At 68.7% G+C, this 22,193-nt stretch carries 20 protein-coding genes; 14 read left to right on the top strand and 6 right to left on the bottom strand.

The genetic code is table 11. The features are described 5' to 3' along the window. The gene (locus tag C6A86_RS17465) at positions 1-723 is read left to right on the top strand and encodes a 1-acyl-sn-glycerol-3-phosphate acyltransferase (protein WP_105365622.1); all 723 of its coding nucleotides are present in this window, start codon (positions 1-3) and stop codon (positions 721-723) included. Here the strand turns inward: C6A86_RS17465 and C6A86_RS17460 are convergent. Continuing rightward, positions 720-2,036 carry a glycosyltransferase family 87 protein gene (locus C6A86_RS17460; protein WP_105365655.1) on the bottom strand — a complete coding sequence of 439 codons (1,317 nt, stop codon included), beginning with the start codon at positions 2,034-2,036 and terminating at the stop codon, positions 720-722. The two genes, C6A86_RS17465 and C6A86_RS17460, sit on opposite strands and share 4 nt — an antisense overlap. A 95-nt stretch (positions 2,037-2,131) precedes the next feature. Here C6A86_RS17460 and C6A86_RS17455 point away from each other — a divergent pair, with 95 nt between their 5' ends. The 3 genes from C6A86_RS17455 to C6A86_RS17445 are packed head-to-tail and all read left to right on the top strand — an operon-like array spanning position 2,132 to position 4,931. Then, positions 2,132-2,998, top strand: coding sequence for a hypothetical protein (locus C6A86_RS17455; RefSeq protein ID WP_105365623.1), 867 nt, complete (start codon positions 2,132-2,134; stop codon positions 2,996-2,998). A 3-nt stretch (positions 2,999-3,001) separates the two neighbouring features. After that, on the top strand, positions 3,002-3,514 hold the full coding sequence (locus C6A86_RS17450; protein ID WP_105365624.1) for a polyadenylate-specific 3'-exoribonuclease AS: 513 nt from the start codon (positions 3,002-3,004) through the stop codon (positions 3,512-3,514). A 16-nt stretch (positions 3,515-3,530) separates the two neighbouring features. Next, positions 3,531-4,931 carry a class II 3-deoxy-7-phosphoheptulonate synthase gene (locus tag C6A86_RS17445; protein WP_105365625.1) on the top strand — a complete coding sequence of 467 codons (1,401 nt, stop codon included), beginning with the start codon at positions 3,531-3,533 and terminating at the stop codon, positions 4,929-4,931. Positions 4,932-4,971: 40 nt separating this feature from the next. On the opposite strand, the gene C6A86_RS17440 is transcribed toward C6A86_RS17445, so the two are convergent. After that, entirely contained in the window at positions 4,972-6,222 is a 1,251-nt protein-coding gene (locus C6A86_RS17440; RefSeq protein ID WP_105365626.1) for a protein kinase domain-containing protein, read from the bottom strand. 37 nt (positions 6,223-6,259) lie between these two features. Between C6A86_RS17440 and C6A86_RS17435 the strand changes: the two genes are divergently transcribed. Beyond that, positions 6,260-6,661, top strand: coding sequence for an Rv2175c family DNA-binding protein (locus C6A86_RS17435; RefSeq protein WP_311100807.1), 402 nt, complete (start codon positions 6,260-6,262; stop codon positions 6,659-6,661). Between the two features lie 43 nt (positions 6,662-6,704). Here the strand turns inward: C6A86_RS17435 and C6A86_RS17430 are convergent, their stop codons facing one another. The 4 genes from C6A86_RS17430 to C6A86_RS17415 all read right to left on the bottom strand — a co-directional run bounded on the left by C6A86_RS17430 (position 6,705) and on the right by C6A86_RS17415 (position 10,723). Next, on the bottom strand, positions 6,705-8,237 hold the full coding sequence (locus C6A86_RS17430) for an alpha-(1->6)-mannopyranosyltransferase A (RefSeq protein ID WP_105365628.1): 1,533 nt from the start codon (positions 8,235-8,237) through the stop codon (positions 6,705-6,707). Between the two features lie 4 nt (positions 8,238-8,241). Continuing rightward, positions 8,242-9,327 (bottom strand): bifunctional (2E,6E)-farnesyl/geranyl diphosphate synthase, encoded by a 1,086-nt coding sequence (idsA2, locus tag C6A86_RS17425; protein WP_105365629.1) that lies wholly within the window; start codon positions 9,325-9,327, stop codon positions 8,242-8,244. 144 nt (positions 9,328-9,471) lie between these two features. Beyond that, positions 9,472-10,143 carry an LppM family (lipo)protein gene (locus C6A86_RS17420; RefSeq protein WP_105365630.1) on the bottom strand — a complete coding sequence of 224 codons (672 nt, stop codon included), beginning with the start codon at positions 10,141-10,143 and terminating at the stop codon, positions 9,472-9,474. 22 nt (positions 10,144-10,165) lie between these two features. Beyond that, positions 10,166-10,723: an N-acetyltransferase gene (locus C6A86_RS17415; RefSeq protein ID WP_199196384.1), complete on the bottom strand. Its 558-nt coding sequence runs from the start codon at positions 10,721-10,723 to the stop codon at positions 10,166-10,168. A 254-nt stretch (positions 10,724-10,977) separates the two neighbouring features. Here C6A86_RS17415 and C6A86_RS17410 point away from each other — a divergent pair, with 254 nt between their 5' ends. From C6A86_RS17410 to ftsW, 9 genes are all read left to right on the top strand, one after another. Beyond that, on the top strand, positions 10,978-11,382 hold the full coding sequence (locus C6A86_RS17410; RefSeq protein WP_105365657.1) for a DUF3040 domain-containing protein: 405 nt from the start codon (positions 10,978-10,980) through the stop codon (positions 11,380-11,382). A gap of 388 nt (positions 11,383-11,770) precedes the next feature. Beyond that, complete coding sequence (mraZ, locus tag C6A86_RS17405; RefSeq protein WP_105365631.1) at positions 11,771-12,202, top strand: division/cell wall cluster transcriptional repressor MraZ; 432 nt, start codon at positions 11,771-11,773, stop codon at positions 12,200-12,202. Continuing rightward, positions 12,177-13,301, top strand: a complete 1,125-nt coding sequence (gene rsmH, locus C6A86_RS17400; RefSeq protein ID WP_105365632.1) for a 16S rRNA (cytosine(1402)-N(4))-methyltransferase RsmH — start codon at positions 12,177-12,179, stop codon at positions 13,299-13,301. Before mraZ ends, rsmH begins: the two co-directional genes overlap by 26 nt. Continuing rightward, positions 13,298-14,335 (top strand): hypothetical protein, encoded by a 1,038-nt coding sequence (locus C6A86_RS17395; RefSeq protein WP_105365633.1) that lies wholly within the window; start codon positions 13,298-13,300, stop codon positions 14,333-14,335. The genes rsmH and C6A86_RS17395 overlap by 4 nt, the downstream gene beginning before the upstream one ends. Continuing rightward, entirely contained in the window at positions 14,332-16,206 is a 1,875-nt protein-coding gene (locus C6A86_RS17390; RefSeq protein WP_105365634.1) for a penicillin-binding protein 2, read from the top strand. The genes C6A86_RS17395 and C6A86_RS17390 overlap by 4 nt, the downstream gene beginning before the upstream one ends. Positions 16,207-16,252: 46 nt before the next feature. Then, positions 16,253-17,767, top strand: coding sequence for a UDP-N-acetylmuramoyl-L-alanyl-D-glutamate--2,6-diaminopimelate ligase (locus tag C6A86_RS17385; protein ID WP_105365635.1), 1,515 nt, complete (start codon positions 16,253-16,255; stop codon positions 17,765-17,767). Then, positions 17,764-19,263 carry a UDP-N-acetylmuramoyl-tripeptide--D-alanyl-D-alanine ligase gene (gene murF, locus C6A86_RS17380; RefSeq protein WP_105365658.1) on the top strand — a complete coding sequence of 500 codons (1,500 nt, stop codon included), beginning with the start codon at positions 17,764-17,766 and terminating at the stop codon, positions 19,261-19,263. Before C6A86_RS17385 ends, murF begins: the two co-directional genes overlap by 4 nt. Positions 19,264-19,265: 2 nt before the next feature. Continuing rightward, positions 19,266-20,345, top strand: a complete 1,080-nt coding sequence (gene mraY, locus C6A86_RS17375) for a phospho-N-acetylmuramoyl-pentapeptide-transferase (protein WP_105365636.1) — start codon at positions 19,266-19,268, stop codon at positions 20,343-20,345. A 227-nt stretch (positions 20,346-20,572) separates the two neighbouring features. After that, the gene (gene ftsW, locus C6A86_RS17370; protein WP_233213200.1) at positions 20,573-22,183 is read left to right on the top strand and encodes a putative lipid II flippase FtsW; all 1,611 of its coding nucleotides are present in this window, start codon (positions 20,573-20,575) and stop codon (positions 22,181-22,183) included. The last annotated feature ends 10 nt before the right edge of the window (positions 22,184-22,193 follow it).

Genomic DNA, 22,193 nt, shown 5'->3' with positions numbered 1-22,193 from the left:
ATGTGGTTCTGGTTCTACAAGTACATCTTGATGGGCCCGTTGCTGTCGCTGCTCGGCCGACCGAAAGTGCAAGGGCTGGAATACGTTCCGGATTCCGGTGCGGTGATCCTGGCCAGTAATCACCTGGCCGTCGCGGACAGCTTCTATTTGCCGCTGGTGCTCAAGCGTCGTATCACCTTCCTGGCTAAGGCCGAGTACTTCACCGGCACCGGTCTCAAGGGCAAGCTGACCAAGTTCTTCTACTCCTCGACCGGCCAGGTGCCGATCGACCGCACCGATGCCGACTCCGCGCTCGCTGCGCTGACGACGGCGCAGCGAATTCTCGGCGAGGGCAAATTGCTCGGGATGTACCCCGAGGGAACCCGTTCCCCGGACGGCCGGCTGTACAAGGGCAAGACCGGCCTGGCCCGGGTCGCCCTGGAGAGCGGTATCCCGGTGATTCCCGTCGCGATGATCGGAACCAACGTCGTCAACCCGCCCGGCAGCAAGATGTGGCATTTCGGCCGCGTCGAGGTCCGTTTCGGTAAGCCGATGGATTTCAGCCGGTTCGAGGGATTGGCCGGTAACCGCTTCATCGAGCGCGCCGTCATCGACGAGGTGATGTACGAGCTGATGCGTCTCGGTGGTCAGGAGTACGTGGACCTCTACGCCGCCGATCTCAAGCTGGCGGCCGAAGAGGCCAAGGCCCCGGCCCCGGCCGCGGTCACCGCGAAGGCCGGTTAGGGCGTCTTCGCCGCGGGCAGCGGGTCGGCGGGCTGTTCGCCCTCGACGGTGGCCGCCGCCGCGGGCACGGTGCCCGCCGCGATGATCACCGCGAGCGCCCACCACAGGTACGAGCCGCCGGCCAGCCGACGCCACAGTGACGCCGCGGTTTCCTGGTGCTCGGGCATCAGGGTGATCGGCGTCCAGATCGTCAGCGCCAGACCCGCCAGGCCGGCCAGCACCAGGACCAAACGGCGACGGCGTAGCCCGACCACCACGGTCACCACCACGGTGGGCAGCACCCACACCCAGTGATGTGACCACGACACCGGGGACACCACGAGGCCGAACATCGCCACGCAGATCACCGCCAGCACCGCCTCGTCGCTCTCGGGGCCCGCACGCAGCAGTCGCAACACCGCCCAGACGGTGAGCCCCAGCACCGCGAAGCACAACACGACCCACAGCCCGAAGCGGGCGTCCTCACCGGCGCCGAGCCGGGCCAGCATGCCCGAGATGTTCTGGTTGGTGTTCAGGGTGGCGGACCCGATGCGGTCGGTGTCGCGCAATGTCTCGAACCAGTACACCCAGGAGTCGCGCCAGGCCAGGGCGAATCCGAGCAGGGTGGCTGCCAGCGCCGAGGCCGCGGTCACCAGCAGCGCGCGTACATCGCGGCGCAGCAGGAAATACAGCAGGAAGACCGCCGGTGTCAGCTTGACGGCGATGGCCAGTCCCAGCAGCAGGCCGCGCGGCCACGGTGTGCGGCGCGGCACGCAGTCGGCGATCACCAGTGTCATCAGCACCACGTTGATCTGTCCGAACTCGAAGTTGGCCCGGATGGGTTCGACGAAGACCACCGCGGGGGCGACCAGCGCGGTGGCCAGCCAGCCGCGGCGCGCCCAGGCGGGCGTCCGCAATGACGACGTGTCCCACACCCGCAGCCGGGTCAGCACGATATGCGTCGAGACGATCAGCAGCACCAGGGTGGTCAGGGTGATCGCGGCGCTGGCCGCGGGCAGTGACAACCACGCGAATGGGGCGAACGCGACGGCGGCCAGCGGGGGATAGGTGAACGGCAGGTCCAGCCCGGCCTGGGTCTGGAAGACGGTGGCGTCGTTGTAGAGTTCCGTGCCGTCCAGCCAGGCGCGTCCACCCATCCGGTACACGTCGATATCGATGCGATAGATGGCGTGGCCGAGAAGTCGCCACCCCGCCCAGGCCAGCAAGCCCAGCGTGGCCAGCTGGAACAGCCGCCACAGCAGCACATGACCGGGCCCGGCCCGCCCGATGGCAGATCGCCCAGCCGGCCCGTCGGGCGTCCACCGAATCCTCATTTCGCCGACCAGCCTATCGGGGGCCGGCGACGCGATGGACGGCACACGGTGGCCGATGCCGCGGAGCCGGTACCGACCGGCGTATCTTCTCGACCGTGCATCTGAACGTCCAGCTGGACTTCATCACCGGGGACCGCCTACCACTACTGTGCTGCCTGATCGCTTTCATCCTGACGTTCTTCGTGACCCGTCTGATCGTCCGTTACATCCGCAGCCACCCCGGCACCGACGCGCCGCGCAAATGGTGGCAACCGCGCAACATGTCCGTCGGGGGCGGCGTTCACCTGCACCATGTGGTGATCGGCGTCGTCCTGGTGATGGTGTCCGGGGTGGCCATGGTGACGATGGCGGTCAGCGGCGGGGTCGCGGAGTTCACGGTCGCCGCAATCCTTTTCGGTATCGGGGCGGCATTGGTGCTCGACGAGTTCGCGCTCATCCTGCACCTGCAGGACGTGTACTGGGCCGAGGACGGCCGCACCTCGGTGGACGCCGTGTTCGTGGCGATCGCCGTGGCGGGACTGCTGATCCTCGGGTTCAACCCGCTGTCCTTCTTCGATATCAACATCTGGCGGGCCGATGACACCCTGGCGGCCCGAGCGCTGGTCATCGTGCTGGCGGTGCTGACGCTGGCGTTGGCGGTGGTGGTGCTGCTCAAGGGCAAGGTGTGGACCGGTCTGGTGGGTATGTTCATCACCCCGTTGCTGTTCATCGGCGCGCTGCGGCTGTCCCGGCCGCACGCGCCGTGGGCCCGCTGGCGCTACACGACGCGACCCCGCAAGATGCACACGGCGCTGGAACGGGAACGCAGGTTGCGCCGGCCGGTGGTGCAGGCGAAGTTGTGGGTGCAGCACGTGGTCGCCGGCGAACCGCACTTTCCGGACGATGCCAAGGTCAACGAGGAACTGGACCGCGAAATCCATGCCGCGCCGGCACCGCCCGCCCCCAGCCAGGGAGTTGCTTGATCCATGCGCTTTTTCTATGACACCGAGTTCATCGACAACGGTCGCACCATCGAGCTCATCTCGATCGGGGTGGCCGCCGAGGACGGCCGCGAGTATTACGCCGTGTCAAACGAATTCCCGCCGGAGCAGGCAGGCAAGTGGGTCCGTACCCATGTGCTGCCGAAACTCCCGCCGCCGTCATCGCAACTGTGGCGCTCACGCAGGCAGATCCGGGAGGACCTGGAGGAGTTCTTCGGCATCGACGGTGACGAGGCGATCGAACTGTGGGCCTGGGTGGCGGCCTATGACCACGTGGTGCTGTGCCAGCTGTGGGGGCCGATGACCAGCCTGCCGCCGCAGATCCCCCGGTTCACCCGGGAGCTGCGGCAGTACTGGGAGGAGCGCGGCAGCCCGCGGATGCCGCCGCGCCCCCGCGACACCCACGACGCACTGGTCGACGCCAAGCACAACCTGCGGCGCTTCCAGATCATGACCGAGAACGACGACGACTACGCCCGGTGGGCCGCCGGTCGCTGATGGCTACCATGGAGCGGTGAACTGGACCGTCGACGTGCCCATCGACCAGCTGCCCGCGCTCCCGCCACTGCCCGAGGACCTGCGCCAGCGCCTCGATTCCGCGCTGGCCAAGCCGGCGCTGCAGCAGCCCAGCTGGGATGCCGGTCAGGCCAAGGCGATGCGCACGGTGCTGGAGAGCGTCCCGCCGGTGACGGTGCCCTCGGAGGTCGAGAAGCTCAAGACCCAGCTCGCCGCCGTCGCCCGGGGTGAGGCGTTCCTGCTGCAGGGCGGCGACTGCGCCGAGACGTTCGTGGACAACACCGAGCCGCACATCCGCGCCAACATCCGGACCCTGCTGCAGATGGCCGTGGTGCTGACCTACGGCGCCAGCATGCCGGTGGTCAAGGTGGCCCGGATTGCCGGCCAGTACGCCAAGCCACGCTCCTCGGACACCGACGCACTGGGCCTGAAGTCCTACCGCGGCGACATGATCAACGGGTTCGCCCCCGACGACGCCGTCCGCCAGCACGACCCGTCCCGATTGGTACGTGCGTACGCGAATGCCAGCGCGGCGATGAACCTGGTTCGTGCGCTGACCTCCTCGGGGATGGCGTCGCTGCAGGCGGTGCACGACTGGAACCGCGAGTTCGTGCGCACCTCGCCCGCCGGGGCCCGGTACGAGGCACTGGCCGGTGAGATCGACCGCGGGCTGCGCTTCATGACGGCCTGTGGGGTCAACGACCGCAACCTGGACACCGCCGACATCTACGCCAGCCACGAGGCGCTGGTGCTCGACTACGAACGCGCGATGCTGCGGATGGACTCAGGTGCCGCGCCGGACTCGACCGACGAGCCCAAGCTCTACGACCTGTCCGCGCACTACCTGTGGATCGGTGAGCGCACCCGGCAGATCGACGGCGCCCATGTGGCGCTGGCCGAGGTGATCTCCAACCCGATCGGTATCAAGATCGGCCCGACCACCTCGCCGGAGTTGGCCGTCGAGTACGTGGAACGGCTGGACCCCCGCAACGAACCGGGCCGGCTGACCCTGATCAGCCGGATGGGCAACGGCAAGGTGCGTGACGTGCTGCCGGCCATCATCGAGAAGGTGCAGGCCTCCGGGCATCAGGTGATCTGGCAGTGCGACCCGATGCACGGCAACACCCACGAGTCCTCGACCGGTTACAAGACGCGGCACTTCGACCGCATCGTCGACGAGGTCCAGGGATTCTTCGAGGTGCACCACGCGCTGGGCACCCATCCGGGCGGTATCCATGTCGAGATCACCGGTGAGAACGTCACCGAATGTCTCGGTGGCGCACAGGACATCTCCGATTCCGACCTGGCCGGCCGCTACGAGACCGCCTGCGATCCGCGGCTGAACACCCAGCAGTCCCTGGAGCTGGCGTTCCTGGTCGCGGAGATGCTGCGCGGCTAGTCAGATCGGATCCGGCGGGCTGGAGCGGAGCGACCCGGGGTCAGATGAGGTTGGGCAGATTGTTGCCCAAGGTCCAAGCGCCCATCGCCAGCATTCCGGCCAGGATGAGCACGATGACCACCCAGGCCGCCAGCACCCGCTTGCTGCGCTGCCGGGCCCAGCGGAAGTGCTCGAATTCTATACCGGCGAATTGCCCTGTGACGGGCTGATATTCGGGCTCGTCTCGCAGGGAGTCGGCCGCCAGCGGTAGTTCGGCCGGCGTGAACACCATGGTGTCGCGGCGCGGGTCCGGCGGGCGGGCGTCGGCGGTGCCGACATTCGGATGCCGGTCGGTGCTGCGGTCCTGCAGCATCCGGCTGTGGAATTCGGTGGCGGCGCGGTGCTGGGCCGACTGGTTCGGTGCCGGAACCCGGAACGCGGGCAGTCCGAGGTCGTCGATCACCTCGCCCAGCGCATCGCCCAGTTCCGCGGCGTCGGCGAACCGGGCGGCCGGGTCGCGTTCGGTGGCCCGCCGGATCAGTTCGTCGAACTGCGCGGGCACCCCGGCGATGGCCGAACTCGGCGGCGGCACATCGTTGTCCATCCGCTGGTAGGCCACCGACAGCGCGGTGTCCCCGGTGAACGGGGTGCGCCCGGTGAGCAGTTCGTAGGCCAGGATGCCCACCGCGTACACATCGCTGCGGGGGTCCGAATCGCCGGAGCCGACCTGTTCGGGGGACAGGTACGCGGCGGTGCCGAGAATGACGCTGGTAGAGGTGATTCCGGCCTCGGCGACGGCCCGCACCAGGCCGAAATCGGCGATCTTGACCTCGCCGTCATCGGAGATCAGCACGTTCTCCGGTTTCACATCGCGGTGCACCAGCCCCGCGGCGTGTGCGACGGCCAACCCGTTGCAGATCGGCGTCAACACCGCCGCGACCGCGTGTGGCGGCATCGGCCCGCGTTCGCGCAGCAGTTCACGCAGGGTGCCCCCGTCGACCAGTTCCATGACCAGGAACGGCGGCTCGTCGCCAGGGGCTCCGCCGCCCTGGTCGTACACCGCCACCAGGCCGTCGCCCTTGAGCCGCGCCACCGCCTTGGCCTCGCGCTGGAACCGGGTGAGGAACTGGACATCCCCGGAATAGCGCGAATCCATCACCTTGAGCGCGACCGGCCGGTCCAGGCGGGTGTCCAGGCCGCGGTACACCGTGGACATCCCGCCGGTGGCGATCACGGCGTCGACACGGTAGCGCCCTTCCAGCGCCGCGCCGATGAGCGGGTCGGCTCGCTGGTAGGTCTCCATCGAAGTCATGGTACGGATCTCGGTGAGTCCGCTTAGAATCTGTGCGGTGAGCATCCCGGCGGCCAAAGACATCCTCGACCCCGACGAAACCGTCCTCGAACTGGCCGAGGTGTCGAAGCTTCTCGGCGTCTCGGTCACCAAGGTGCACCAGCATCTGCGCGACGGTCACTTGATGGCGGTGCGCCGCAATGGCTCCCTCGTCGTGCCGAAGGTGTTCTTCGACGAGAAGGGCACGGTGGTCAAACCCCTTCCGGGTCTGCTCGTGGTCCTCAAGGACGGCGGTTTCGACGTCACCGAGGCGATGCGCTGGTTGTTCACCCCGGATTCATCGCTGACGCTGAGCCGGGACGGCAGCACCGAACGCCTGGAGAACGCCAGGCCGGTGGACGCGTTGCGCTCCCATCAGGCCCGCGAGGTGCTGCGGCGCGCGCAGGCTATGGCCTACTGACCGGGCACCGGCCGTGGCCTACTGACCGGGCACCGGTCGTGGCCTACTGACCGGGCACCGGTCGTGGCCTACTGACCGCAGGTTCCTCCGGGGCCCGCGACAGCGAGTACCAGGCCGCCACCGCGCACGCGGTGGCCAGCGCCACGTGAAGCCACGAGTACATGCCGTGCGAGCCGTCGGGTTTGAAGATCACCATGATCCAGGTCGAGAAGCCGGCGATCAGCGCGATCGCGGCGCGGCTCTGCCACAGCGTCGAGAGCACCGCCAGCGGCCAGGTGTAGTACCAGGGCAGCGCGGCGGGCACGAACAGCACCACCACGCCGAGCGCCAGGGTGATACCGGTCAGCGCATCGCGGTCGGTGTGCCGGAAACGCCACCACAACAACGGAAGTGAGATCGCGATGATCGCGATGCCGATGATGCGGGTGACTTCGAGCACCGCGTAGAAATTGACCGGCATGACCAGCCCGCCGACGGCGTTGATCAGGTTGGCCGTCGCGGTCGGCAGGGTGAGCCAGTTGATGATCTTCACCGAACCGGCCAGCGCGGTCAGCCAACCCAGGCCGACCCCGGCCAGCAGGGACAGCACGGCGAACACCGCCCCGAAGATCGCCACCGACGCCGCGGTCGCGAAGGCGAAGGCCGGCACCGGACGGTACCCGCGGGTGTCGCGCAGTCGCCGCATCCAGACCCACACCATGAACGGCAGGGCGATACCCGCGGTCGCCTTGACCGCGACCGCGGTGGCGATGAACCCCACCCCGATGATCGGTCTGCCGCCGAAGGTCAGCGCGATGGCGGCCATCATCAGCCCGACCATCAGCATCTCGTTGTGCACGCCGCCCATGAGGTGGATGATCACCAGCGGATTCAGCACGCAGATCCACAGGGCCGCAGCCGAGTTGGCGCCGATATGGCGGGCGATCCGGGGCGTCGCCCAGATCAGCAGGGCCAATCCGGGCAGCATGCACAGCCGCAGCAGCATGGTGCCCTCGACGACATTGTTGCCGACGATCATCGTGACGAACTTCGCCACCAGGATGAACGCCGGACCGTACGGGGCGGTGGTGGTGGTCCAGATCGGGCTCACATCGTCGAGCAGCGAGTTCTGATTCTCGATCGGGCCGACGACGTAGGGGTCGAAACCGTCCCGCAGCAGCGCGCCCTGCGCCAGATAGGAATAGGTGTCGCGGCTGAAGACCGGCGCGCTCAGCAGCAGCGGCGCCAACCAGAAACCGGTGGTCGCCAGCATCGTGTACTGGCTCGCGGTGCCATCGACGACGCGCCGCCCCAGCCACATCCAGGCCAGCAACATCAACGCGACGCCGCCCCACAGCAGGACCGAGGACAGCACCAGGCCGTGGCCGAAACGCAGCCAGGACATGTGCAGAGACTCCAGCAGCGGATCGTGCAGGCGGGTGCTGCCCGCGCCGAGACCGCCGGCGGTGATGAGCGCCGCGCCGAGAAAACCCAGCCGGGCCGGGCGCGCCTCGGGCGATGCGGCGAAGATCAGCAGCCGGGAAAGCTGCGTGCGCAGACCACGTCTCGTGGACTCGACCGATGCCGGGGTGGTCATCTCCTCAGGCGGACCGGTTCGACGCCAGACTGGCCAGCTCGGCGAGGCCGATCTTGGCCTGCGGATCGATCTGGGCCTCGTTGAGCGTCGCGATGGCGCGGCGGTTCAGCATTTCGATGCGGCTCTCCACGGCGGCCAGCGCACCGACCGATTCGATGGCCATGCACACCTCTTTGACGGCCACATCGGTCAGCTCGGTGCCGATCGACTCGCGCAGCAGCTTCGCCGCCGCCGGGTCGCTGCGTTCGGCGAGTTCGACCGCCTCGGCCAACAACACGGTGCGCTTGCCGGAACGCAGGTCGTCTCCGGACGGCTTCCCGGTGACCTGGGGATCGCCGAACACGCCGAGCACGTCATCGCGCAGCTGGAAGGCGACGCCGAGGTCGGTGCCGATCTGGTGGAACACGGCCTGCACGTCGGGGCGGTCGGCCGCGGCGGCCGCTCCGAGCTGCAGCGGGCGCGAGACCGTGTAGGAGGCGGTCTTGTAGGTGTTGACGTTCATCGCCGACGCCACCGAGTCCGCACCGCTGGATTCCGCCACGATGTCGAGGTATTGCCCGCCCAGGACCTCGGTGCGGATATCGGCCCACACCTTGTGCACCCGGACGTGTGCGTCGGCGGGCAGGTCGGCGGTCGCGACGATGTCATCGGCCCACACCAGGGACAGGTCACCGAGCAGGATCGCGGCCGACAGGCCGAACTGCTCGGACGAGCCGAGCCAGCTGTTGGTGCGGTGCCGGTCGGCGAAATGCCGGTGCACGGTCGGAAGTCCGCGGCGGGTCGCCGACGCATCGATGACGTCGTCGTGGGCCAGCGCGCAGGCGTGCAGCAGTTCCAGCGCGGAGAAGAGCCGCAGGGCCTGTGCGTCGGACTGCCGGTCTTCGCCGGCCACCGCCCGCCAGCCCCAGTAGGCGAAGGCCGGTCGCACGCGTTTGCCGCCGCGGAGGACGAATTCTTCGAGGGCCGCCGTCAGCTCGGCGTACTCGGGACCGATGTAGGCGGAATCGCGCCGGCGTTCGGCCAGATACTGCCGAAGCTGCTCGACCACGGCGTTCACCAACTCGGCGGCCGACGGTGCCGCTGTGTACACGCTCAGCGGTCGCCCCTTTCTGATCCCGATTTGCTCCCCCGAGCGTCTTCAGCGTAGAGCGTGGCCGGTGCCTCCTGGCAGTCAGGCACGCCTACAACCACGCAATTATGCGGTCGTCAGGCCAAATGTGCGCGGTGGCCGGTATCAGTCGGCGCCGATCTTCGGGGACTGGTCGCGGCTCACCCAGGCGACCGAGGCGAGGATGCCCGCCACGATCAGCGATCCGATGCCCAGCGAGATCGCCGCACCGGTGAACGATCGCGCGCTGGGATCGGTGTAGCGGGCCTGGGCGTTCATCGTGGTCACGACGCCGGGCTTGAGCTTCCATTCGACGACGTCGCTCGATATCTGGTCGCCATTGGTGGAGGTCACCTCGCCGGGAAAGGAGACACTGAGCGAGACGTCGGCCTCGGGGTCGCTCAGCGAGGTGAGGTCCACCCGTCCCTCGAGGATCACCAGGTTGCCGGCGCGCCGCAGGGAGATGTCGACCCCGGCGGCATCACGGTTCATGTTCGCCAGCTGCGGCAACTCGGCGAAGGTCAGGTCGGAGAACACCGCCTGGGAGCCGACGTAATCACCGCGCTCGTACCTCGAGACCGCCACCTTGTTGCTGAACGGCAGGGAGTTCAGCAACTGGGGCCCCTTGTCATCGTCGTCGCGGGGGATGGCGGCGGCGACGATCTGACCGGACACCCGGTCATCGGGGGACACCGTGATCGAGGCCCGCACCCGGACACATCCGACGGCCAGTGGGACGAGGATCAACAGCAGCAGGACCAGGGCGGGAAGCCGGTGGCGGCGGGGGCGCGCATGCACCTGGCAATCGTGCCAGACCCGGTCAGTCCAGGGGCAGCGACCGGCCGAGGATGGCGAAGGCCCGGGGATCGCCGGCGAAGTGGTAGTCGCGGATCACATCGCCGAACCCGAGTCTGCGGTACAGCCGCCAGGCCCGGTTTGCCTCACCGTTGATCTCCGGCGTGGACAGCAGCACGTGTGCCTCGGTGCGCCCAGCGAGCAGCCGGCGGGCCAGGGCCTCACCGAGACCGTGCCCCTGGGCGCGTGGGTGGATGTGCAGTTCGGTGAGCTCGAAATAGTCGCCGAGCAGCGCCTCTGCCCGGTCCGGATCGGTGCCGATGCGGCGCAGGCCGTGCACGACCTGTTGTTGCCACCATTGATCGGGCGCCCCGCTGTAGCCGTACGCGACACCGAGCAGTTCGGCGCCGTCGAGCGCTGCGACGGCTTTCCAGCCCACCCTGCGCGTGTGTTCCAGCCACATCGACGCACGCTGCTCCTCGGTGCCGCGCGGATAGCGCATCGCCTCGACGTAGACGCTCAGTGCCTCGGGTAGCCGCCGGCGCATCACATCGGCCGAGAGATCCACCAGATATGTCGGCAACGGGTGTCCTTCGCGGTCTTGTTCGGTGCGCACGGTCGGGGTTCATTATCGGGCCCCGGTTGGGGGTTGTGGTCGCGCGGGTGAGGTGATGACCGACTTTGGTGCCGTACGTCATACAATCGTGTACCAAGTAGGTGGTACGGCTCAGATTGACCTCGTATCATGGACATCAGACGTCCGTGATCGCGGGCGCACCACACGTTGATGACACGGTTCCGGAATCACCGGGCCAGGGCGCGGACAAGGAGGGACGGATGCCACTCTCCGATCATGAGCAGCGCATGCTCGACCAGATTGAAAGCGCGCTCTATGCCGAGGACCCCAAATTCGCTTCCAGCGTTCGGGGCGGCAATCTGCGGGCCCCCTCGGCACGTCGTCGGTTACAGGGTGTCGCACTCTTCATCGTCGGGCTGGCGATGCTGGTGTCCGGTGTCGCCATCAATGCGACCTGGATCGGTGGTCTGCCGATCCTCTCCGTCATCGGCTTCATCGTGATGTTCGGTGGCGTGGTGTTCGCGATCACCGGCTCGCGGGCGTCGGGCCCGGCCGACAAGTCGGCGCCGCCAACGGGTGCCGCGCGGCCGAAGCGCGGTAAGAGCACCGGCGGATCCTTCACCAGCCGTATGGAGGACCGCTTCCGTCGTCGGTTCGACGAGTAGCGGCCCCACCCACTTCTCCCCACCGGGGTAGCTCCGTCTCGGAGCTGCCCCGTTTTTTTGTGCAGCTGGGCGCCCGGAGACGTCGGCGTGTCGGACCGGACAGGGCGTTCTACCCACAATCTCCCCACCGCTCCCCACCCGGGCCCGTACCGCTGGTGTATGCGCATTGAGCTGCGCTTTCCCATTCTTGTGCGGGTGCCGCACCGATCGAACGGGTGGGGCAGGAGGCGACTTCTGATCCGTAAGTGGGGCGTGGGGATATCTAGGTGGCAGCAGATGGAGCTAAGTGGGGGATTGTGGGGTAAAGTGGCGGACAACGGAGCAACCGGAGCTCCGCCAAGCGGGCAGAAGCGACTCGGGATCCAGCCGAGTGGTGGGAGGTGGCGAGATGTTTCTCGGCACCTACACGCCCAAGCTCGACGACAAGGGGCGGCTCACACTGCCCGCCAAGTTCCGCGACGCACTGGCAGGAGGGTTGATGGTCACCAAGAGTCAAGATCACAGCCTGGCCGTGTACCCGCGGACGGAGTTCGAAAAGCTGGCTGAAAAGGCGATGCTGGCATCGCGCAGCGACCCTCAGGCCCGCGCTTATGTGCGAAACCTGGCGGCCGGTGCCGATGAGCAACATCCCGATGCGCAGGGCCGGATCACCCTGTCGGCCGAACACCGCCGGTACGCCAACCTGTCCAAGGAATGCGTGGTGACGGGTTCGCTCGGTCACCTCGAAATCTGGGACGCCCAGGCTTGGCAGCAGTACCAGGAGACCCACGAAGAGACCTTCTCCGCGGCCAGCGATGACACTCTTCGCGACATCATCTGACCATCCTGTCCGTGCAACGCGGCCTCTGTCCGAACCGGCCCTGGCGTACTTCCCCGACGCCAGGTCCGCACCCTCGGGCAGGGACCCCGTTGCAGGGGCGCCCCTTCGCAACAGGGGAGCCGCAGTGCCAGACGATCCCGATCATGGCCACGTCCCCGTCCTCCTCGACCGCTGCGTCGAGCTCCTGAGGCCGGCGCTGACCCGTCACCACCCTGACGGCACCGGAGCCGTCCTGGTCGACGCGACCCTGGGCGCCGGCGGGCACACCGAACGTTTCCTCACCGAACTTCCCGGGCTGCATGTCGTCGGCCTGGACCGCGATCCCGACGCGTTGCGCATCGCCACCGAACGGCTGGCGCCCTTCGGTGACCGCTTCCGGTTCGTCCGCACCCGCTACGACGGCTACTGGGCCGACCGGGACGAGAACGCCATCGACGGAGTGCTTTTCGATCTCGGTGTCTCCTCGATGCAACTGGACCTGATCGACCGTGGCTTCTCCTACGCACACGACGCGCCGCTGGACATGCGGATGGATCCCGAGGCCGAGCTCACCGCGGCCGACATCCTCAACACCTATGAGGAGCGGGCGCTGGCCAGGGTGCTCCGTGAGTACGGTGAGGAACGGTTCGCCAGCCGGATCGCCTCCCGCGTCGTCAAACGTCGTGCGCGCCAACCGTTGCACAGCACGGCCGAACTGGTCGAGCTGCTGTACGAGGCGATTCCCGCCGCCACCCGGCGAACCGGCGGACATCCGGCCAAGCGCACCTTCCAGGCGCTGCGGATCGCGGTCAACGCCGAACTCGATTCGCTGCGCGACGCCTTGCCTGCCTCGCTGGCGGCGCTGTCCGGCGGTGGGCGCATCGTCGTGATGGCCTATCAGTCCCTGGAGGACAAGATCGTCAAGGGGCTGTTCGCGGCCGCCACGGCATCGCGCACGCCGCCCGGGCTTCCGGTCGAATTACCCGGATATGAGGCCGAATTCGTGACACTGACCCGCGGTGCCGAACAGGCCGACGCGGACGAGATCGAGCGGAACCCGCGCAGCGCCTCGGTGCGGTTGCGGGCATTGGAAAAGGTTGCCGGAAAGGAAGACTCATGAAGGGTAAGCGACCCGCACCGGTGCCCGGCGCCGACGAGCGTCGACGCGGCAACCCCCAGCGTGCCCGCGGCCGGCAGACAGAAGCGCCGGCCCGCAAGCGCCGCGGCGCACCCGAACAGCGTCCGCAGCGGCCCGCGCCGAAGACCACCCCGATGCGGCGTCCCGTCGACGCGCCCGCACGGCCCAAGAATGCCAGCCAGGCCAAGGCTCGCGCCAAGGCGCGGAAGGCCAAGGCCCCCAAAGTCGTCCGCCCGCCACTGCGCGAACGGCTGATCACCCGGCTGTCCGAGATCGAGTTCAACCCACGGACCCTCGCGGCGCGGGTGCCGTTCGTGGTGCTGGTGATCGGTGCACTCGGTATCGGGCTCGGCGTCACGCTGTGGCTGTCCACCGACGCCGCCGAACGCTCCTATCAGCTCGGGCACGCACGCCAGCTGAACCAGGCTCTGGCCCAGCAGAAAGAGGCCCTGGAACGCGACGTGCTGGAGGCGCAGGCCCCGCCGGCGCTGGCCGAGGCCGCCCGCGAACTGGGCATGATCCCGTCCCGTGACACCGCGCACCTGGTGCAGGACCCGACCGGCGCGTGGATGGTGGTGGGCACACCGAAGCCGGCCGAAGGCGTCCCGCCGCCACCGCTGAACTCCCCACTGCCCGACGACACACCGGTGACCGAGCGGCCGGCGCGTCCCGCCGCCGATGCGCCGCCGGCACCCCGGGTGGTGGATCCGCGTGAGGTTGTGGTGCGGGTACCGCCGCGGGAGCAGACCCCGGTCCCGGCGACGCCGCTGACCGCACCGGTCGCGCCGGTCGCACCGGTCGCACCGCTGGCTGCCCCGGCTGATCCCGCGGTGTTGCCGCCGGTCGCCGACCTGCCACCCGCTGCGCCGCCCGTGGATGGTCTTCCGCACCTGGCCGCTCCGGCACTGCCGGCTCAGCCCGGTCCGGTCGGCGGCATCGAAAACGTCGGGCCCGCACCGGTTGAGGCGCCGGCACCGGTCGAGGTCCCGCTCGTCCCCGAGGTGCCGGTTGCATGAGCCGTAAGTCGCAGGAACACGCCGCCACCGACCGGCGCATCCGTCGCCCGGAGCCCCAGACCGGTGTGCGCAGTTCGTCCTTCGTGTTCCGGCACCGGGCGGGCAACGTCGTCATCTTTCTGGTCCTCGTGGTCGCCGCGGCGCAGCTGTTCAACCTCCAGATCTCCAATGCCGCCGGATTGCGCGCGGAGGCCGCCGGTCAGCTCAAGGTGACCGATGTGCAGAAAGCGGTGCGCGGCAGCATCGTCGACCGCAACGACGACAAGCTCGCCTTCACGATCGAGGCGCGGGCGCTGACCTTCCAGCCCGTCAAGGTGCGCAAGCAGCTGGAAGAGGAGAAGGCCAAGGATCCTGACGAGCCGGATCCGGACACCCGGTTGCGCGAGATCGCCACCGAGATCGCGACCCGGCTGAACAACCGGCCCGACGCGTCGACCCTGCTGAAAAAGCTCACCAGCAAGGAATCCTTCGCCTACCTGGCCCGCGCCGTTGACCCGGCCGTCGCCGAGGCCATCATGGCCAAGTTCCCCGAGGTGGGCTCCGAGCGTCAGGACATCCGGCAGTACCCGGGCGGTTCGCTGGCCGCCAACATCGTCGGCGGAATCGACTGGGACGGACACGGTCTGCTGGGGCTGGAAGATTCGATGGATGCCAAACTGGCCGGCACCGACGGCTCGGTCACCTATGACCGCGGCTCCGACGGCGTGATGATCCCGGGCAGCATGCGTAACCGACACGAGGCGGTCGACGGTTCCACCGTGCAGCTCACCCTCGATGACGATATCCAGTTCTATGTGCAGCAGCAGGTCCAGCAGGCCAAGGACGTCTCGGGCGCGGCCAATGTCTCCGCCGTCGTCCTGGACGCCAAAACCGGTGAGGTGCTGGCGATGTCGAACGACAACACGTTCGACCCCTCGCAGGACATCGGTAGACAGGGCACCCGGCAGATGGGCAACCCCGCCGTCGCCTCACCCTTCGAGCCGGGCTCGGTGAACAAGATCGTCACCGCCGCAACGGCCATCGAGATGGGACTGACCAATCCCGACGAGGTGCTGTCCGTCCCGGGTTCGATCGACATGGGCGGGGTGACCGTCAAGGACGCCTGGAACCACGGCGTCGACCAGTACACCACCACCGGCGTCTTCGGGAAGTCCTCCAACGTCGGCACCCTGATGCTGGCTCAGCGCGTCGGGCCCGAGAAGTTCGCCGAGATGCTCACCAAGTTCGGTCTGGGCGAGCGCACCGGCGTCGGGTTGCCGGGCGAGAGCGCCGGACTGGTGCCACCGATCGATCAGTGGTCGGGCAGCTCATTCGCCAACCTGCCCATCGGGCAGGGTCTGTCGATGACCCTGCTGCAGATGGCGGGGATGTACCAGGCCATCGCCAACGACGGTGTGCGCATCCCGCCGCGGGTCGTCAAGTCCATCGTCGCCGCCGACGGCACCCGTACCCCCGAGGAAGCGCCGGAACCCATCCGGGTGGTCTCCCCGGAGACCGCGGTCGCGGTGCGCAACATGCTGCGCGCCACCGTGCAGCGCGACCCGCGCGGCGTGCAGCAGGGCACCGGCTGGCAGGCGGCCGTCGAGGGCTATCAGATCGCCGGTAAGACCGGAACCGCCCAGCAGATCAACCCCAACTGCGGCTGCTACTACGACGACCACTACTGGATCACGTTCGCCGGGCTGGCTCCCTCGGATGATCCGCGCTACGTGATCGGCATCATGGCCGACAACCCGCGCCGCACCGCCGACGGACAGCCGGGCACCACCGTGGCCCCGTTGTTCCACAACATCGCGGCCTGGTTGCTGCAGCGCGAGAACGTGCCGCTGTCCGCCGATCCCGGTCCGCCGCTCACGCTGCAGGCCACCTGAGCGGCGTCCCAGGCCTCGGCAGGCAGCCCGGTACTGTGGCAACGCCATGAAACTGCGTCCCTCCCAACCCTGCGGTGAGCTGCTCGGACCGCTGGCCGAGCGGATCGGGGTGCCGGCGGCGAGCGCGCACACCCGGGTGACCGGTGTGACGCTGCGCAGCCAGGACGTCCGGCCCGGGGATCTGTTCGCCGCGCTGCCGGGTGCGTCCGCGCACGGAGCCCGGTTCGCCGCCGACGCCGTGGCCGCCGGCGCGGTGGCCGTGCTGACCGATCCGGCCGGCGCCGACCAGCTGCGCGCCGACCTGGACGCGGCCGTGCTGGTGCATCCCGAACCGCGGGCGGTGCTCGGCGCGCTGGCCGCCGATGTCTACGGCCATCCGTCCCGGACGTTGCGCGTCATCGGCGTCACCGGCACGTCCGGTAAGACGACCACCACCTATCTGATCGAGGCGGGCCTGCGGGCCGCGGGCCGGACCGCGGGGCTGATCGGCACCGTCGGCATCCGCATCGACGGACGTGATGAGCCCAGTTCGCTGACCACCCCGGAGGCCCCCGATCTGCAGGCGTTGCTGGCGGTGATGCTGGAGCGCGGGGTGGACACCGTGGTGATGGAGGTGTCCAGCCATGCACTGACGCTCGGCCGGGTGGACGGGACGGTCTTCGAGGCCGGCGGATTCACCAATCTCTCCCGCGACCACCTCGACTTCCATCCGACGATGGAGGACTATCTGGACGCCAAGGCCCGGCTGTTCGAGCCGGATTCGCCCACCCATGCCGCGCACGCGGTGGTCTGTGTCGACGACGACTGGGGCCGCCGGATCGCGGACCGGTCCACCTCACCGGTGCGGGTCAGCGCGGGCGGGGCGGACGCCGACTGGGGGATCGACGCGGTGCGCGCGGTCGGGCGGGGCGGCCAGGAGTTCGTCGCCGTCGACCCCGCCGGGGTGCACCACACGCTGCAGATCGGGCTGCCGGGGCGCTACAACATCGCCAACGCGCTGCTTGCGGTCGCGCTGCTCGACGTGGTCGGGGTGTCACCGGAGCAGGGCGCGCCGGGTCTGCGGGCCGCGGCGGTGCCGGGCCGGCTGGAGACCGTCGACCACGGTCAGGATTTCCTGGCGCTCGTCGACTACGCCCACAAGCCGGGTGCGCTGGAAGCGGTACTGCAGACACTGCGGGATCAGGAGCCCGGTGCCCGGATCGCCGTGGTGTTCGGCGCCGGCGGTAACCGGGACGTCGGCAAGCGCGAACCGATGGGCCGGGTCGCCGCCGAACTGGCCGATCTCGTCGTCGTCACCGACGACAACCCACGCGACGAGGACCCGGCGGCCATCCGAGCCGCCGTGCTGGCCGGGACGGCCGGCCATGCCGGCGAGGTCGTCGAGATCGGGGACCGCCGCGCCGCCATCGACTACGCCGTGGCCTGGGCACGCACCGGGGATGTGGTGCTGATCGCAGGGAAGGGCCATGAGTCGGGGCAGACCAGCCGTGGCGTCACCCGCCCGTTCGATGACCGGGTGGAGCTCGCGGACGCGCTGACCGCCCTCGGGTGGACCCGATGATCGCGTTGACGCTGGCCCGGGTCGCCGAGATCGTCGGTGGCGAGTTGGCCGATATCACCCCTGGCGACGCCGAGACGGTCCGGATCACCGGAACTGTCGAGTTCGACTCGCGGGCGGTGACCCCCGGTGGGCTGTTCCTGGCTCTGCCGGGCGCCCGCTCCGATGGCCACGACTTCGCGGCCGGGGCCATCGCCGCGGGGGCGGTGGCCGTGCTGGCCGCCCGCCCGGTCGGCGTGCCCGCCGTGGTGGTTCCCGCGGTGGCCGCTGCCGACACCGGGTCCGGCGCGCTGGAACACGATGACGCCGCAGGGTCGGGTGCCGCGGTGCTGGCCGCGCTGGCCAAGCTCGCGGCCGCGGTGGCCGCCGAGTTGGTGGCCGGCGGACTGCGCATCATCGGGGTCACCGGGTCTTCGGGCAAGACCTCGACCAAGGATCTGCTGGCCGCGGTGCTGGCGCCGCTCGGGGAGGTGGTGGCCCCGCCGGGTTCGTTCAACAATGAGCTCGGCCACCCGTGGACCGTGTTGCGGTCCACCACCGACACCGACTTCCTGATCCTGGAGATGTCGGCGCGCCATCCCGGCAATATCGCGGCACTGGCCTCGATTGCGACCCCGTCCATCGGTGTGGTGCTTAACGTCGGCACCGCCCATCTCGGGGAGTTCGGCTCGCGGGAGATCATCGCTGCCACCAAATCGGAGCTGCCGCAAGCTGTTCCGTCCTCCGGCGTGGTGGTGCTGAACGCGGACGATGCGGCGGTCGTCGCGATGGCCGACAAGACCGCGGCGCGGGTGGTGCGGGTGTCACGCAGTAGCGGTGCCGATGTGTGGTCGGCCGACGAGACGCTCGATGAGCTGGCGCGCCCGCGCTTCACGTTGCATGCCGGCGACGGTGCGGTCGACATCGCGCTGGCGGTGCACGGCGAACATCAGGTGTCCAATGCGCTGTGCGCCGCGGCGGTCGCGCTCGAATGCGGGGCGAGCTTGCAGCAGGTGGCCGACGCGCTGGCCGCGGCCGGTCCGGTGTCGGCGCGACGGATGCATGTCAGCACCCGCGCCGACGGCGTCACCATCATCAACGACGCCTACAACGCCAACCCGGATTCGATGATGGCCGGGCTGAAGGCGCTGGCATGGATGGCGCGTGAGTCCGTCGCGACGACGGGCCGGAAACGCCGTAGCTGGGCCGTCCTGGGTGAGATGGGCGAGCTCGGGGATGACGCGATATCCGAACACGATCGCATCGGCAGGTTCGCCGTGCGCTTAGATGTGTCTCGTCTGGTTGTCGTGGGAACCGGGAGACCGATGAGCGCGATGCTCCAGGGGGCGGTGATGGAAGGCTCATGGGGCAGTGAAGCGGTGCTGGTCCCCGACGCCGACGCCGCGCTGGATGTGCTGAGGGCCGAACTGGCCGAGGGAGACGTTGTACTTGTGAAGGCCTCGAACGCCGCCGGACTCGGCGCGCTCGCCGATCTGCTCGCCGAGCAGGGGGATCGGTAGCGGTGAAGCAGGTCCTGTTCGCGGTCGCGATCGCGCTGGCAGTCTCGATCATCCTGACGCCCGTGCTGATCCGGCTGTTCACCAAGCAGGGGTTCGGCCAGGAGATCCGTGAGGATGGCCCGCCGAGCCACCAGAAAAAACGCGGCACGCCGTCGATGGGCGGTGTCGCGATCATCGCCGGCATCTGGGCGGGATACCTGGGCACCCACCTGGTGGGACTGGCGTTCAACGGTGAGGGTCCATCCGCGTCCGGCCTGCTGGTTCTCGGGCTGGCGACCGCGCTGGCGATCGTCGGCTTCATCGACGACTCGATCAAGATCCGCCGGTCCCGCAACCTGGGCCTGAACAAGACCGCCAAGACCGTCGGACAGCTGACCGCGGCGGTGTTGTTCGGCGTATTGGTGCTGCAGTTCAGCAATGCCGAGGGCCTCACGCCGGGCAGCGCCCAGCTGTCCTACGTGCGCGAGATCGCCACCGTCACGCTGGCCCCACTGGTGTTCGTGGTGTTCGTGGTCGTGCTCGTCAGCGCCTGGTCCAACGCGGTCAATCTCACCGACGGACTGGACGGCCTGGCTGCCGGCGCGATGGCGATGGTCAGCGCCGCCTACGTGCTCATCACGTTCTGGCAGTACCGCAACGCGTGCGCGACCAGCCCCGGACTCGGCTGCTACAACGTGCGCGACCCGCTGGATCTGGCGCTGGTGGCCGCCGCGACCGCGGGTGCCTGCATCGGCTTTTTGTGGTGGAACGCGGCCCCGGCCAAGATCTTCATGGGCGATACCGGGTCGCTGGCGCTGGGCGGCATCATTGCCGGCCTTTCCGTGACCAGTCGCACCGAGATCCTGGCCGTGGTGCTGGGTGCCCTCTTCGTCGCCGAGGTGACCTCGGTGGTGGTGCAGATCCTGGCTTTCCGCACGACCGGGCGCCGGGTGTTCCGGATGGCGCCGTTCCATCACCACTTCGAGTTGGTGGGCTGGGCGGAGACCACGGTGATCATCCGGTTCTGGCTGCTCACCGCGATCGCGTGTGGTCTGGGCGTCGCACTGTTCTACGGCGAGTGGCTGTCGATCGTCGGCGCTTAGGCGCCGCGGCGTAGGCGCCGTGCTTCGCCGAGACCCGCGCAGTGGCTGCTTTTGTGGCCGTCACAGCGACCGCTTTGCGTTTCTCGGATTAGCTGACCACCGTCGATCGGACCGTTACCGCGACACGCCCCAGATATCCGCGCCGTCCGGCGCGGGACGGGGGAGGATTCTGGGGTGCAGGGGACTAGTGGGGCTGGCGTGACGCCTGTGACTCTTGTGAGTGGCGGGTGAACAATCTTCTGACCGCGGTGCGGTCGCGGTTGCGCCGTCCCGCCAAGGCCGGTGCCGACGAGGCCGCCGCCAAGAAACCCGCCACCGTCGCGGCGACCGAACAGCCACGCACCCGCTTCGGCGTCTGGCTCAGCCGGCCGATGACATCGTTTCACCTGATCATCGCGGTGGCATCCATCCTGGTGACGCTCGGACTGATCATGGTGCTCTCCGCATCGGGGGTCTACTCCTATGACTCCGGCGGCTCGCCGTGGACGGTGTTCCTGAAGCAGGTGGTCTGGACTCTCGTCGGCCTGGTGGCCTTCTATATCGCGCTGCGGATGCCGATCAGGATCATGCGCAAGCTGGCGTTCCCCGCCTTCGCGTTCACCATCGTCCTGCTGGTACTGGTGCTGGTCCCGGGAATCGGGAAGATCGCTAACGGTTCCCGCGGCTGGTTCGTGTTCGGTGGGTTCTCCATGCAGCCCTCGGAGCTGGCCAAGATGGCCTTCGCCGTCTGGGGCGCACACCTGCTGGCCGCCCGCCGGATGGAGCAGGCCACGCTGCGCCAGATGCTGGTGCCCCTGTTGCCCGCTGCGGCGCTGGCGCTGACGCTGATCTTCATGCAGCCCGACCTCGGGCAGTCGGTGTCGCTGAGCATCATCCTGCTGGGCCTGCTCTGGTACGCAGGTCTACCGCTGAAGTTGTTCGTGAGCACCGTGTCCGGCGCGGTGATCGCCGCCGGCATCCTCGCGGTGTCCGCCGGGTACCGATCGGCGCGCGTGCAGTCCTGGCTCAACCCGATGGCCGACGCCCAGGGCTCGGGATATCAGGCCCGGCAGGCGCGCTACGCGCTGGCCAACGGCGGGTTGTTCGGTGACGGCCTTGGCCAGGGCACCGCCAAGTACAACTACCTGCCCAACGCCCACAACGACTTCATCTTCGCCATCATCGGCGAGGAGCTCGGCTATATCGGTGCCGCCGGGGTGTTGTGCCTGTTCGGCCTGTTCGCCTACACGGGTATGCGGATCGCGCGCCGCTCTGCCGATCCGTTCCTGCGCCTGCTCACCGCGACGGTGACCATGTGGGTGATCGGTCAGGCCTTCATCAACGTCGGCTACGTGGTGGGCCTGCTGCCGGTGACCGGGCTGCAGCTGCCACTCATCTCCGCCGGTGGAACATCCACGGCGACAACGATGCTCATCCTCGGTGTGATCACCAACGCGGCCAGGCACGAACCCGAGGCGGTGGCCGCGCTGCGGGCCGGCCGCGATGACCGGGTCAACCGGCTGCTGCGGCTGCCGCCGCCGGTGCCGTATGTGCCCAGCCGCCTCGAAGTGGCCCGCGACCGGCTGCGCACCAGGGAGGGCAAGGCGCCCGCCAAGGCCGTCAAGAAGGCACCGCCGAAGTCGCCCGCCAAGGCCTCGGGGAAGGCCTCTTCGAAGGCCTCGGGGAAGGCCAAAACCAAGCAGCCCCGTAAGGCCCCGGTGGCCGATGCACGCCGAACTGCCCAGCCGGGCGAACGGACGGCACGGCGCGCAGGGCATCATGGAGAGGGCCGAAACGGCCGCCAGGGGCGAGGCCAACAGGGCCGTGCCCGGTCATTGGAAGGTCAGCGTTACGGGTGAGCACGATATC

Source organism: Mycobacterium sp. ITM-2016-00316 (assembly GCF_002968335.2).
Taxonomy (GTDB): Bacteria; Actinomycetota; Actinomycetes; order Mycobacteriales; family Mycobacteriaceae; genus Mycobacterium.
Note: the sequence above shows the minus strand (reverse complement) of the source record. Positions and strands in the feature narration are given on the sequence as shown.